Consider the following 13,363-nt stretch of genomic DNA (forward strand, 5'->3'; position numbering starts at 1 on the left):
CCCCATTCACGCGCCCCTGACCAGCAGGATCCGTCTCGCCGCCTGCCTCCGACCGAGTGATCGACGCAAATTCCCTCGAATTGGGCAACAGGGTCTCTCGATGAAGTGGAAGACCTCGGCGCGGGCGGTGGTCCGGTCGGGCCAGGTGCGGGTACCGATCTCCTCCTTGAGCAGAGCCCAGAAACTTTCCACGGCGGCATTGTCGAAACAAGAGCCGGTACGTCCGCAGCTCTGCCGAAGCCCCAACTCACTTATTTGTCTGCGGAATTGGGTCGATGTGTATTCGCTGCCGCGATCGCCGTGGATCACGCAGCCGGGCTCCAGTCCGCTGCGGCGGTGGGCCATGTCGAGAGCGTCGGCGACGAGTTCGGCGCGGTGGTGGTCGGCCATGACATAGCCGACGACCTCGCGGGTGGCCAGGTCCAGCCAGCAGGCGAGGTAGAGCCAGCCCTCGGCGGTGGGCAGGTAGGTGATGTCGCCGACCAGCTTGGTGCCGGGGCGCTCGGCATGGAAGTCGCGGCCGATGAGGTCCGGGGCCGGCTTCGCCTTCTTGTCCGGCCGGGTCAGCGAGCGGTGCTTGCGCCGGGTGACGCCGCGGATGTCGCGTTCGCGCATCACGCGGGCTATGCGCTTACGGTTCACCCGCTGCCCCGGGCGCCGAAGTTCGGCATGGATACGCGGGACGCCATAGGTCTTTCGGGAGGCGATGTGCAGCACAGTGATCTCGTGCGCGAGCGCATCGTCGGCTGCCTGGCGCCTGCGGCGGGCGGCCTCGCCATCGCGCCAGGCGTAGTAGGAGGAGCGGGCCACGTGCAGCACCCGGCACAGCAGGCTGATCGGGTAGTTCGCCTTCTCCGCATGGATGAACCGGTATAACTCGCTCACCGGTCGTTCTCCTTCACGAAGAAGGCGGTTGCTTTTTTCAAGACCTCGATCGTCTGCTGCTGTTCGCGGTTCTCCTTGCGCAGCCGCTTGAGCTCCTCGCGCTCGGCGCTGGTCAGCTCGCCGGGGACGCCCTCTCCCCGGTCGGCCTTGGCCTGGCGGTACCAGCCGCGCAGGGACTCGGAGCTGATGCCGAGTTCCCGGGCGACGGCGGTGACCGTCTTGCCCGAGGAGTCGACGAGCGCGATCGCGTCCCGCTTGAACTCCTCGGTGTACCGCTTTGTGTACTTGCTTCCCACCTGGTGCTACTTCCTCTGGAACCTCAGGTCCCAGTCTCCAGGTGTCCACGATCAAGGGGAAGCTTCAGCCACCGGCTTCCCCATCCGGGCGGCGCGGGCTCGGACGTCGGCGGCCTGTTCGGCGGCTTCGGCGTTGCCGTCTTCGACGGCGATGCGCTCCAGCAGCAACCCTTGCGGTCGTAGACGGCGGCGTGTTCGGCCGGACTGGGCGTCGTGTGCGGTCAGGTGCTGGATGGCGGCCAGGACCTGGTTCATCTCCTCCACCGTGGTCAGCGGCGGCAGGTGACCGGTGACCGGGTGGTCGTCGCGCCGAGCGGAGGGCACGTGCTCAAGGTCTGTCGCCGGTCGAGGCTAGTTCTGGTGGCTGTCCCGACGGATGATTGCGGCTGTCCCCGCACGACGCAGGCCCCCTGCCGATGGCAGGGGGCCTGCGTCGTGCGGGCTGAGGCTACCGGCGGTGTGTCGCTGGCGCCGATACCCGATGCGGTGGCGTTGTGCCAACTGGCGCCTTGCCAGGCCGCCGCCATCCGCGTACCTCATGACGAGGATGTAGCAGCACCGCCAACGCCCGCTGTCACCCCACCCTGCGCTGTGCAGGTTTACGAACGCAGCTCACCACGGGAATCGACAAGCGATGAAGCCATGTCGGCAAGATCAGCCAATTCGACATCAGCCAGAATCTCACCACCAGGCGACGATTGCACAGAAAAGCGACCGTTACCCTGCGGTTCGATGCAAATCTCACCAGCATCCCTCTTAAAGGGATCAATAGCCAACCGCAAGGCGTCGTGAGAGAAGAACGGAAACATGCCGCTCAGGCGAGAGTTTGACCGCAGCGCGGCCAGCATCTCACGATGAGAGATGTGGTTATCATCCGCCAAAAGGATGCTCCAAGCTGTTTCCGCGGGTTCGCCGCGCTCGTAGCCTTCAGCCATTTTGGAAAACTCAATGAATGGAAAGCGCTCACGCAGAGGCGCAAGGAGCACACCGCTCCGCCATGCGTCGATAACTTCTGCAATTTCTCCCAGGGCGGCTGTGCTCCCGTTTGCCCAGACGAAATCACCCTCGGCACTGTCCATGGAGATTGAAAAGGCTCTCCGGTTCAGGACCGTGCTGATTCTGATGAGTCCACGACTCGAAGCAGCCTCGGCAGTGCGATACACGCTGAGCCCTCGATCCGAGGCAGGTCGTACGTCTCCAAGGTCGAGACCACAGTTTTCCGCAAGGCGACGAAGCGCCTGAGACAGACCACCATACGTCACTAGCTCTGGGTAGTACTTTGCGTCTGGAGCTTCAGCGAAGCTAGCCATCGGCATATCCACGGCTCTCAGGCCTCTTCCACGCTGTTGGTTACGGTTCACCAGGACCCCACAATAGCCACATCTTGGAAAGGGCGGGGTCTGTCGACCAGGCTGGCTCCTCCAACGGCAGCACGTCTCCGGCTGCATCGTAGAAGGTTATCGAACTCCATGACCGTTTCCCTGAAACCACCGACTTTGCAAGCCATGCCATCTCCTGCTCGGTCGCCTTCGATCCCGTCGACATCCCTCTCAGTGCCGAACCGGTAAAGCCGCCAGCGAATCCCTTGGTATTGACGTGAATGTGAATATCATGGTCGTCGATAGCCGCCATGACCGACTCTTGCCAAGTCCTCCCGTCTGGGAGCTTACCCATGTAGTGGGTGAAGCCATTGCTAAGAGCCCACTCGACAGTCCCCATATCCTGCGCACCGAGTGCCACATCGGTACAGTTCGTGTTATGGACCAGCACCGGTGTGTCGCCCGCGACCACATAGTACGTGTGCAGGTCGTCAACGGTGAGGTTGTAGGCCGAGTGAAGCCGGTGGTAGCGGTGGACGCCGACCACTGTGACGGTCCTGCCGCTGCTGGTGCGCAGGGTCTGGCCGGACTGGAGGTCGCCGGCGTCGATCCAGCGGTGGGCGCTGGGTGACCAGAACGGGTGGTGCTGTGTGGCGGTGATCCGTGCGTCGCCTGCATCGATCGTGATGTCGGCGAAGTCGGTGTCGTCCGGCGTGTAGATGGTGCGGGTGACGGTGTGGCCTTCGGTGCGGCCACTTTCGGGATCGGTGGCAAGGACCGCGTCGTCGACCCGGACATCCTCGATCTGCTTGGTCGTGCCATCGGCCATCACCACGCGTGTGGTGCCGGGGAAGCTGTTGCGCTCGCACGCCTTGGCAAGAGCCTCACTGGCTTTGGCGGCGATGCCAGCGATGGCTTCGTCGGAGAGGTTGAGGGCGCGCAGGGCCTTCCAGGCGTCGGCGAAGCCAATGCCGGTCCTTGCGGCGGCGTCCACTGCCTTGACGGCGTCGGCGAGCGCGGCCAAAGGCTTCTCGAGCGGGATGAACATGGCTGCGGTCCAGGCGCATGCCGTCTTCGACCCGTGGAAACACTTGACGGCGTCGCCGAGGATCACCTCGTACAGGATGCTGCCGAGGGTGTCACCGAAGAGGTTCTGCCAGCCCAGGCGGGTGATGTCACCAGCGCTGAAGTGGTGTTCCCAGTCGACGTCCTTGGCCGTCACCGTTTTACGGTCGAGCCACTTCCACGCCGATTTGGGGCAGCCCGTGGGGGTTGCCAGGGCGCTGTCGTCGGTGCACAGGTAGAAGTCGGCGACCACATTGACGGTCACCTTGTATTTGACGTCACAGCCGTTGAGGGTGAGGGTGCATTCCTTGAGCTGCGTCCCGGAGACGATCTCCGACTTCTTTTCGTCGACGACGTAGAAGACGCCCTCGATGTCAGTGGCGCCACCCGTGGAGACCTGTTTGTTGGCTTCAGCCGCTTCCGCTTCCGCGGCGGCTTGTTGCGCTTCCTTGGCGTACTTGTCGGCGTCCTTGGCGGCCTGTTCGGCCTCGGTGGCGGCCGCGTCGGCGCGGTCGGCGGCGGCGCGGGCGTCCTTGGCGTCCTGTTCGGCCTGGGTGGCTGCGGAGCGGGCTGCGGCCGCGTCGAGTTCTGCCGTGTCGGCGGAGTCGCGGGCGTCCTTGGCGTAGCCCTCGGCGTTGCCCGCCGCCTTGTCGGCTGCTGCCGCGTCGTCGGCTGCCTGCTTGTCGTACTCGATGGTGCGGGCCAGTGATGCCTGCGCCGCTGCCGCGGCCTTGGCGGCGTCGGCGGCGTAGCCGAGGGCGTCCTTGGAGTAGGTGCGGGCGTCGGCGGCGTACTGGGCGGCGTTGGCGGCGTGTTGGTAGGCCTCCTTGGCGTCGCCCTTGGCCTGGTCGGCGAGGTTCTTGGCGGCCTGGGCCTCGGCAGCGGCGTTCTTGGCGTGGGCGTCGGCGACGGCCTGCTGCTGCTCGGCGATGGACTTCGAAGCCTGTCCGGTCAGTACGACCAGGCCGGCCGCCGAGTCGGTGTCGACATAGCGCGATCCGAGCTGGATCGCGTCGTTGGCCGGGTTGGCAACCTGCTTGGCCGCTTCTCCGGCGTCCACGGCTGCCTGCGCGGTGACATGGGCGAAACCGGCGGCCTTCGCCGAGGCGGCAAGGGCCTTGGCGGCCTCCGCGTTGGCGGCGTCGGCCTGGGTCTTGGCCTCCTTGGCGTGCTGTTCGGCCTCGTCGGCGAGCTTGACCGCCGTCTTGGCCTCGGTGGCGGCGTCCTGGGATGCCTTGATGGCGTCGGCTGCCGCGCTGGTCGCGGTCTTCACCGCCGCGTCGGCCTTCAGTTTGTCCGCCTGGGCGGTGTCCGCGTCGGAGCGGGCCCGCTTGGCGGCCGCCTCGGCGCGGGTGGCCGCGGCGTCGGCGTCGGCCGCCGCCTTGGTGGCGGCGTCCGCCTCGGAACGGGCCTTCGTCGCGGCGGCTTCGGCGTCGTCGGCGGCCTTGTCCGCGTCGTTCGCGGCAGCGCGTGCGGCGGTCGCCGCGTCCCCGGAGTCGAGGGAGTCGGCGTAGGCGTCCTTTGCGTCGGCCTTGGCGCGGGCCGCGTCGGCCTTCTGCTTCGCGTCCCACGCGTCGTCCCGCATCGACTTGGCGTGGTCCTTCGCTGTGACCGCGTCGTCGCGCTTGCTCTCGGCGGTCTTCTCGGCGGCCTCGGCCTTGTCCTTGGCGTCCTTGGCCTTGGTCGCCTCGGACTCGGCGTTCTTGCGGTGGTGGGCGGCCTCGGCCTGCTTGGCTGCCGCGTTCTCCTTCTCCGCCTTGGCCGTCTTCTCCTCGGCCTCGGCCGCGAGCCGCTTGGCGTGGGCGTCGGCGGCGGCCGCCTTCGCGTCGCCCTCGGCCTTCACCGCGACCGTGAGCTTGGCCTCCGCGGTCTCCTTGTCCTTCTTGGCGTTGTCGCGGTGCAGCTTGGCCGCGTCCGCGGCCGCCTTGGCCTGGAACTCGGCGGCCTCGGCGGCCTTCTTGCGGAACTCCGCCTTCGACTGGGCGGCCTGCGCGAGGGCGCGCTGCGCGATGGTCGCGCTGTCCCCGGCCGAGGCACGGGTCGCGGCCTCGGCGGTCTCACCGGCCTTTTCCATCGCCGTGAGCGCAGCAGCCGCACCCTGGGTGACCTGGTCCTTCTGCTGACCGACCAGCAGACCACGGCCGCGCGGCGCGCCGTTGGTGTCCGCGATGCCGTAGGCCGCCTGCATGGCCGAGTCCGAGGTGGTGGCGGCCTTCTGTGCGGCGGTGAGCTGCGCCTTGAGTACGGCGAGCTGCTTCTTCGCACCGGCCTGGGCGTCCGTGAGGCCCTTCTTCGCCTTGTCGAACTGGGCCTTGTCCGGGTAGTCCAGCTTGTCGTCGCCGTTGTGACCGGTCGGCTTGATGTCGAACTTCTGCGCGTCGCTGCTGTTGCACGTGTACAGCTGGGCGTCGTTGCCGTTGGTGAAGGTGTGCAGGTCCAGGCACTTGCCCGTGCCGGCGTTCTTCAGGCTGGTGGCGCCGCGCAGTTCGGATGCCCAGGTCTGCGACGCGGCGGTCTTGCACGACGAGATCTGGATCTTCGTGCCGTTCGCCGTGTTGTTCCCTGCCACGTCCAGGCACTTGAGGGCGTTGACGTTCTGCAGATGAAGGCTGTCCTCGCCGCCCCAGAGCACCCACTGCTGGGCCGCACTGCCGTTGCAGGTGTACACCTGGACCGGCGTGCCGTTGTCCTTCTTGCCGCCCTGGACGTCCAGGCACTTGCCCTTCGCGGCGTGCACCTCGATGACCGTCGGGCTGTCGCCCACCCAGCCCAGGCCGCCGGGTGCCCAGTAGTCCTGCCAGCGTGTGAGGTGGTCGGCGACCCAGGAGTGGCCCAGCATGTCGCTGAGGGCCTTCGCACCCTTGGAAAGGGCGTCGACGGCGGTCTTGTTCGCGCCGATGATCTGGTTGCGCTGGGTGGCCTGGGAGGCGATCTCCTGCTGCCACTCGCCGGCCGCGGTGGCGGTGATGTCACCCAGCACACGGTCCGGATCGAGCGGGTCGCGCCAGCCGCACGCGGCGAACCGGGACTTCACGTCCTCCACGGCGATGCGGTACTCCGGCGTGCCCGGCTGCGGGGCCGTGCGCGGGAAGCCGCCGGAGGACAGGAGGATACGGGCGTCGTCGGCACCGGCGTTCGTGGAGGGACCGCCGTGCATCCACTCGAAGGCGTTGTGCTCGTCGAGCGCACGATTCCACTCCGCCTGCGTCATGCCCTTCGGGTCGGGGTCCTTGCCGTAGAGAGGACCGCCCAGATCGTCGACGGCCTTGAGGGTCTTCTCGTCGGCCTTCGGGGTGGCGTCGTTGTAGAAGCCGTCGTCGGTCTTCCAGAACCGGTCGGCGACCCAGGCCGACAGACCGGTCTGGTTGTAGAAGCTCTGGGCGCCATCGGGCGGCCAGTGGAACCCGGTGACCGTGAACCCGTCGGGAGTGGCGAGGCCGTCGAGCGGTTTGCCCCATGCGTCCCGCTGGGCGGAGAGCGCGTCCAGCTCCTTGTCGGCCGCGTCCCGGTCCTTCTTGAACGCCACGGCGAGCGGCGTCTGCTCCCAGTGCTTACGGTCGGCCAGGACGTGCAACTTGTCGGCGGGCTGGTTCAGGCCGTCCTGCGCGGTCGTGGCCATCGACGCGCCGCCGAGCCGCAGCACGTCGGCCATCAGGCACTGGTCCTGCCGCAGTTGCTCGGCGGCGGTGTCCTCGTACCAGGGGTCGGAGTCGCCCACCGGCTCTGCGCCCAGGCTGGTCAGGCCGGGCTGAACCGCGAGACCGGCCAGCACGGCCAGGGCGGCGACGGAAGTGACGGCGGAGGTGAATTTGTGTGATCTTCGTGTTCCGGGCAGCCGGAACCACGGTCTGGGGTGCAAGGAAGCATCACTTTCTTCATCGACAGGGATGCAGGCCGGGGACAACGGCCGAAGAGCAGGAAGCAGCCCCCAGTCCTACGAACGCCCGGGACCCCAGGACGGCAGGAACGACGGCATGACGATGCAACTCCTCCCCGTAAGCGGCGGTGTTCCCCCGGCCGCTCAAGAACGCGTGTCAACACGGATTGGTCATGATCCGGTCACACATGCACACCTTACGCACACATAATTTCTCGCACAACAGTTTGAGGTTCCCCCGAGACGCGAGAAGGAGTGACGTCACGTGATCCCACGCCAGTACCGCCGTGGGGCACGTCATGTCCGGCAGCCTTTCGTGAAGGCCGTCAGTTAGCCACCAGAACTGGAACCTGAGAGGTGGGGCAGGTCAACCTGTCACCCAAACCTGCATCAGACCCCCGCCGCTACATGGTCTTCCTCTGCTGCTCTCGCAGCCGACTGCCCTGGCGGCTTGGCGCCTTCCTCCACTGGGCATACGGGGCGGGTTTACTGCGGACCTCCGGAATGGCGTACCAGTTCCGTCACCGTGAGCTTCAGGACTGGCTCGCCACCCGACCTCGCCCGTAGTAGCACCGCTGCTGCTCCACCACGGGCTGGCCTGCTCCCCGGGCCGTCGGGAACAACTCTCGCCCGAGGCCGACGGCGTCGCTAGACCGACAAATGCTGTGCGGCCCAGGCGGGGACTGATTCGGCAGTCAATGAATGCGTTTCCCGTCTCGGCGTCGCTCGAGTTCAGCCGCCGCCGACATCGCGGGCAAGCTGGTTCGGACGTTGGGAGTGCGGCTCTGGGACATCGGGCGTGCCCCTTGTCGGGGCGCCTGCCCCTCAACGGCTTCACCATTCCCTTGAGGACTGGATCAAGTGAGGCGAGGAGTAGCCCCGGTCGTTTTCAGGGCTCTGTCCGCAGTTCCGTGAAGCCGGTGGCCGATACCCCTCGTTGGGCCCTCGGCATCGAGGTGCATGATCCCTGCATGGGCTCGATGCAACCGGACGTGGTTTGGCCGTTCGCCGATGGCGCGTTTCCGGAGGGACTGCTGGCCGTTGTTCAGCGGACGGTAGCCGACGGCATCCACCCGGCGCAGATGGTGATTCATGACGATGAGGACGACTGGCTCCTAGCCGATGGGCTTGGTGACCCGAACGCCGATGACGCGTCGATCGTGTGCCACCTGGGCCATGTCGTTGGTCAGGACCCCTCTATTGCAGCTCTGGCTGGCCTTCCGCCTGGCCATGTCGCTGAGCGGGCCCATCGGGATGAACCCTGGTCTATCCGTGCGTGGGCCTATGAGGATGACCCGTCCTCCTGACTCAGCGATGCTCGGTCTGGGTGAGGATGCGGGTCCGGAGGAGTTCGAACGAGGCCCTGCCGTACATCGCTCTCTTGAGCGTTTTCACCCGGTTCACGTGTCCTTCGACGACGCCAGAACTCCACAAGAGAGTGAGCCCAGCGGTGACGGCGTCGAGGTCCTGGCGGAGGAAGCCAGCGAAGCTCTGCAGCGGCTTCGGGGCGTCTTGTTCGGCCTGGCGGATCCATTCCAGCAGTAGGTATCCGCGCCGGTGGCGGACGAGATCGGCGAAGGCTCGGGCCAGGTCGCAGGCGCGGGTGATGTCCGGGCAGGCGAGCCGGACCTCCAGCAGCCGCTTGTCCTGGCTCTCGGTGAGGGTGTCGCGGGGCCGCATGATCCATGAGGTGATCTTGCGGGGGCTGGGAATGTCGGCCCGGACCGGTTCGGCGGTGCCTGCCGGCAGGGCCGCGAGGTGCTTGCGGACCACCTGGCGGCTGCCCCGGTAGCCGCGCTCGTGGATCTCCTGGAACAGGCGGGTGCCGCTGACCTGGCCCTGCGCCTCGGTGAAGCGGACATTGAGGTATGCCTTGAACGGCTCCAGCACGCCGTTGGGCCGGCGGTCGCGGGCAGAGGCCAGCAGCCCGTCGAGGTCGGTGTCGCGGAAGCGCGCACGGTCTTGCGGTCAAGGTTCAGCCGCCGGGCGATTGCGCTGATCGTCCAGCCCTTCTCCACCAGGCGGTGCACGTCCTCGTAGCGGTGACGGGTCCGCTCGATGATCTGGGTGCGCGGCAGTTCCGGCACCGGCAGCTCCATCGGGACCGACTCCGGCACCGTCGACTCCGCCTCCTGCTCGGCATGTTTGCGCAGGCAAGTGCGGTGCTGGTGGCAGGTCTTCTCCACCGCAGCAGACAGGTTCTGAAGCAGGTGCCAGCGATCCGCAACTTCCAGGGCGTCCGGGGCGGCTTCCTTGACTGCCTTGGTGTAGGCGGTGGCCCGGTCCCCGGCAGATGATCTCCGCGCCGGGATGCTCCTTGAGCCAGGCGGCGAACGTCTCCGAGGTGCGGTCGGGCAGCACGTCCACGACCCGGCCGGCCTAGGGCGTCCACGAGGACGGTTCCGTAGGTGCAGCCCTTGCGGAAGGCGAACTCGTCCACCCCCAGCACCCGCGGCGCACGGTCCGGCGGCAGCGGGGCCGTCAGCAGCCTCAGCAGCCGGGTCCGGCCTGCGGCCATCCGCAGGCGGCGGCACAGGCGGACGGCCGCCCAGCTCCACCGCGATCGACCGCAGCCAGCCAGCCGTTTTCAGGAATCCCCATCACCGGGATCTCCGTCCGCGAACAGACCGGCCGTACGCAGCGCCAGGGGCACGGCGTCAGCCGCCGGCACGAAGACGAGCCGCCAACGGTTGCGCTGCCAGCGGCGAAACACCGTGGGTAAGTAGAGGGCCAGGCCGCCGATGAAGTAGGTCTCCAACTTCGCACCCGCTCCGGCGACCAGGTGCGCCAGGGGTACCTTCCACGTGCTTCATCGCGGCCGTCAGGGTGTCCCCGGCGAGCGCGTCGCGGTCCTCCACGGAGTCCTGGATGGTCCGCCAGTCATCCAGAGTGGGATACACGGGGCGGTTCTTGGCCGCCACTTCTCGAAGATCCCGCCATCCCTGATCATCCGCTTGAGGGTGAAGTAGCCGTGGATCCACAGCCGGTCCCGTGTTGCGGAGGGGATCTTCGCAGGGCCTCCGTCGGCCAGTACTCCGGGATCCGGATCCTCGTCTTCGAACCGCTCACCCGCCGAAGAGCCGTCGTCGCCCTCATACTGCACCGGCCAGCCGACGGCCGGCTCGGAGGTACTCCACGGAGGCGTCTGCGGGACCGGGCCGTCGCCGAACAGCCAGTACTCTTCCGCCTCGTTGAACGGTTCCCCGCCTTGAGGGCACAGGTCCTTCATCCTCGGACTCCTTCTTATCGCGTGCCCTCTCTTATGTAGGAACCAGTTTTCATCCCACGTGAAATGCCGAAAGAATTGCGTGGCGCGACGACAAAGCTTTCGACCTGCACAAATGCCGCTCGATGGCGGCCCGGTGCCCCTCGGAGAGCGTGGGGGACGCCCAGCTGGAACGCGCGGGCGGTCTCTCGTGCGGCCGACGCCCGCGTGGGCTTCGCGCCCGTCCTCTTCTCTCCCATGCGTCCATCGAACGCGGCGCCGTGATCGCGGACAACGGATTCTCCCGGCGAACCCAATGCAAGGTATGCAAGATCAACTCGGCAGGCGGCTTCCCGTCGCGACGGGCTGGTGATCAGCTCCGGTGACACGCGACCAAGGGGGAACACCTGCGGCGGGGGAGGTGTACCGAGGTCCGTCTCCCGGACTTCAGGGATTCGACAAGGTGTTCCATTTATGAAGGATGGCGGGTTAGGGTCGTTCCGAACGATCTTGTATGGAGGTGCCGGGATGGAGAACGCGGCGCCCGCACGCCGGGGCCGCCCCCCGGGCCATCGGGCCGCCGAGGGGAGCTGACGAGCCGCCAGGCGGCGATCAGGTCGCCGTCACCCACGACTTGGCGGGGCATCGAGTAAACGTCCTCGACCGTCTCCTCGGCGAGCAGCGGTGCGCCGGCGGCGATCCGTCCGACGAGCGGTACATCTACCGGAGCCTCGCTCCGGCCGTGGTCGGCGACTCCATGATCGACGCGGCGATCTGTGACGGCGAACATCGTCACCGTACGGAAGATGGACAGCGCCGACCACGGCGACATCGTCGCTTCGCTGGGGGAGGACTGTGGGTGCAGCGCGATTCGTCGAGGATCGGTGCAGCTCAGCGGCTGTGCATAGGACCCTAGCTCGTGCAGCACGTGTGGTGGTATCGCTGGATCGGGCGAGTGAGAGGCCGCGCCACGTGCAGCGTGACGCCGCCTGATGGTGCCCCGACGGGTGGGGCTCGGGGGCAAGTTGGCCCTCGGGAGTTGCAGAGGCGTCGAAGGACTGCCGTGACGATGCTTAGAATTGTGGCGTCGTTGCCGCTGGTGGGCTCGTAGCCCTTGGTTATCCGGCATCAGCAACGTATCGCAGCCGTCGCGCTTGAGGCGCTTCCCTGTCGCCTCGCCGGCGAACATGGCGGCCACGAACGCGCCCTGTTCAGCGGTCGGTTGGGCTTGTGTGTCGTTCAGGTAGCCGTACAGATGTTGCCCTCACCAGCCATGGGGTCCCCGGTCACGGCGAGCACGACGAGATCACCAGCATTCACCTGAGCTGGGTAGTGAGCGCTGACTATCCGCAGTTACCTCGGGTCCTTTCATGCGCCGCCATGGCGGTACGGTCGGTTTGACGGCACGCCCTGCCGCCACATCAAGGACAGTTCGGCCGCGAGAGCACGTTCGCTGTCCGGGGTGTCAGGCAGCGGGAGGTGGAGGGCTTCGAGCAGATCGAAGCGGTGCAGGTCGAAGGCCGTATGGAGGCTGTCTCCGAAGGCTTGGGCGGCGTGAACTGCGCCGTGGTAGGCGATGTGGGAGACCATGAGCGGGGCCAGGACCAGGAGTAACCATGGACCTGAACGGGCCAGCAAGGCCACCGACGCCAGGCCGGTGGCGGCGGATGTGACAGAGAGTCGCGCTGCGGCATCGAGCAGGTCACGGCGGTCGTCGACGACGGCCCGGACCTGATCACTGAGCAGCGGGTGGAGCCGGGGCCACGTGACTACGGCGTCCCAGCCGTATACCGCGCCTGCTCGCTCCTCGGCGGCGGCCAGCGCGTTGCCGAGGGCCGTGGCGCGTACCGGGCCTGAGGCCGGGAAGCGGCGCCGCAGACGGGTACCTGCGGCACCTGCAGCTTGGATGTCCTGCGGGCTGGAGTCGGTTGCGACGTCTTCCACCCGCCGTTCGATGAAGCGGAGATTGTCGCGCGCCCTCGTCTGTCGGGCACGGCCCGCGTCAGCGAGGGGACGAAGGGCCTGCGGCCATTGTCCTTCCAGTAGCCGAACCAGGGCGAGCTGCAAGGGTTGGAGCATCACAGCGACGATGGTGATGGCCACTGCGAGCAGGACGAGTTCACCTGCGGTGAGCCGTTCCGCAGTCTTCCAAGCCGCTGCCCAGTGTGGACGGCCGTCGGGAGTATGGGCCCAGATAAGGGTGAGCAGATACAGCGCGGCAGCGTAGGTCGGCAGATATCCGATGAGCAGGAACCTGGCCGAAGTGGCGGTGACCTGTGGCTGAGCCAGCCCGTTGATGCTCATCCCAGGCGTTCCAGCTCGCCGTGTCCGCGCGGGCAGGCCGGCACCTCTCTCGGATCAACGTGGAGGCGGCGTACGGTCGTTGAACAGGTGGCGCACCGGAAGCGGAGGACGACGTATCGGGTGGACTCACCAGGCAGCGTGGCTGCGTCGCCGTCGCCGAGGGCGCGCACGGGCGTCAGACCCAGGCGGTTGAGATGGTCTCGGGTGGTGATGCCGATGGTGGTCTCGCCGAGGATGATGTCCACGCGGTCCAGGGCGGGTTCGGCGCGGTAGACAGTCTCCAAGATCTGGGCCGCGTCGGTCACGGTGATGTCCGGCATCAGGTAGAGGATGTCGTCGTCGGCTGTGTCTGTGGTCTCTTGCCGGGCTCTTCGGTCGAGCAGGTACTCGTAGGGCGATGGCACGATGATGA

General features: G+C 67.0%; 11 protein-coding genes and 2 pseudogenes. 1 reads left to right on the plus strand and 12 read right to left on the minus strand.

Features of this window, described 5'->3' with window-relative positions:
* Positions 1–6: 6 nt before the first annotated feature.
* The 5 genes from ACZ4EG_RS44495 to ACZ4EG_RS44515 all read right to left on the minus strand — a co-directional run bounded on the left by ACZ4EG_RS44495 (position 7) and on the right by ACZ4EG_RS44515 (position 7,424).
* Positions 7–885 (minus strand): IS3 family transposase, encoded by an 879-nt coding sequence (locus ACZ4EG_RS44495; RefSeq protein WP_467794761.1) that lies wholly within the window; start codon positions 883–885, stop codon positions 7–9.
* The gene (locus ACZ4EG_RS44500; RefSeq protein ID WP_467794762.1) at positions 882–1,181 is read right to left on the minus strand and encodes a transposase; all 300 of its coding nucleotides are present in this window, start codon (positions 1,179–1,181) and stop codon (positions 882–884) included. Before ACZ4EG_RS44500 ends, ACZ4EG_RS44495 begins: the two co-directional genes overlap by 4 nt.
* Before the next feature lie 51 nt (positions 1,182–1,232).
* A complete protein-coding gene (locus ACZ4EG_RS44505; protein ID WP_467794763.1) occupies positions 1,233–1,505 on the minus strand; it encodes a hypothetical protein in 273 nt (90 codons plus the stop codon).
* A 275-nt stretch (positions 1,506–1,780) separates the two neighbouring features.
* The gene (locus ACZ4EG_RS44510; protein ID WP_467794764.1) at positions 1,781–2,260 is read right to left on the minus strand and encodes a DUF6193 family natural product biosynthesis protein; all 480 of its coding nucleotides are present in this window, start codon (positions 2,258–2,260) and stop codon (positions 1,781–1,783) included.
* Between the two features lie 271 nt (positions 2,261–2,531).
* Positions 2,532–7,424 (minus strand): RICIN domain-containing protein, encoded by a 4,893-nt coding sequence (locus ACZ4EG_RS44515; RefSeq protein ID WP_467794765.1) that lies wholly within the window; start codon positions 7,422–7,424, stop codon positions 2,532–2,534.
* A 938-nt stretch (positions 7,425–8,362) separates the two neighbouring features.
* On the opposite strand from ACZ4EG_RS44515, the gene ACZ4EG_RS44520 reads away from it, so the two are divergent.
* A complete protein-coding gene (locus ACZ4EG_RS44520; protein WP_467794766.1) occupies positions 8,363–8,749 on the plus strand; it encodes a hypothetical protein in 387 nt (128 codons plus the stop codon).
* A gap of 1 nt (position 8,750) precedes the next feature.
* Here the strand turns inward: ACZ4EG_RS44520 and ACZ4EG_RS44525 are convergent, their stop codons facing one another.
* From ACZ4EG_RS44525 to ACZ4EG_RS44555, 7 genes and pseudogenes are all read right to left on the minus strand, one after another.
* Complete coding sequence (locus tag ACZ4EG_RS44525; RefSeq protein ID WP_467794767.1) at positions 8,751–9,332, minus strand: transposase; 582 nt, start codon at positions 9,330–9,332, stop codon at positions 8,751–8,753.
* A gap of 254 nt (positions 9,333–9,586) precedes the next feature.
* A pseudogene (locus tag ACZ4EG_RS44530) lies at positions 9,587–10,000 on the minus strand (transposase); the annotation flags it as partial.
* Between the two features lie 29 nt (positions 10,001–10,029).
* Positions 10,030–10,200: a hypothetical protein gene (locus tag ACZ4EG_RS44535; RefSeq protein WP_467794768.1), complete on the minus strand. Its 171-nt coding sequence runs from the start codon at positions 10,198–10,200 to the stop codon at positions 10,030–10,032.
* A 63-nt stretch (positions 10,201–10,263) separates the two neighbouring features.
* Positions 10,264–10,671 carry a hypothetical protein gene (locus tag ACZ4EG_RS44540; RefSeq protein WP_467794769.1) on the minus strand — a complete coding sequence of 136 codons (408 nt, stop codon included), beginning with the start codon at positions 10,669–10,671 and terminating at the stop codon, positions 10,264–10,266.
* Positions 10,672–11,260: 589 nt separating this feature from the next.
* Positions 11,261–11,371, minus strand: a pseudogene (locus ACZ4EG_RS44545) (transcriptional repressor LexA); the annotation flags it as partial.
* 644 nt (positions 11,372–12,015) lie between these two features.
* Entirely contained in the window at positions 12,016–12,951 is a 936-nt protein-coding gene (locus ACZ4EG_RS44550) for a hypothetical protein (protein WP_467794770.1), read from the minus strand.
* A complete protein-coding gene (locus ACZ4EG_RS44555; RefSeq protein ID WP_467794771.1) occupies positions 12,948–13,355 on the minus strand; it encodes a hypothetical protein in 408 nt (135 codons plus the stop codon). Before ACZ4EG_RS44555 ends, ACZ4EG_RS44550 begins: the two co-directional genes overlap by 4 nt.
* Positions 13,356–13,363 lie beyond the last annotated feature (8 nt).

The organism is Streptomyces sp. NPDC025638, assembly GCF_055558775.1.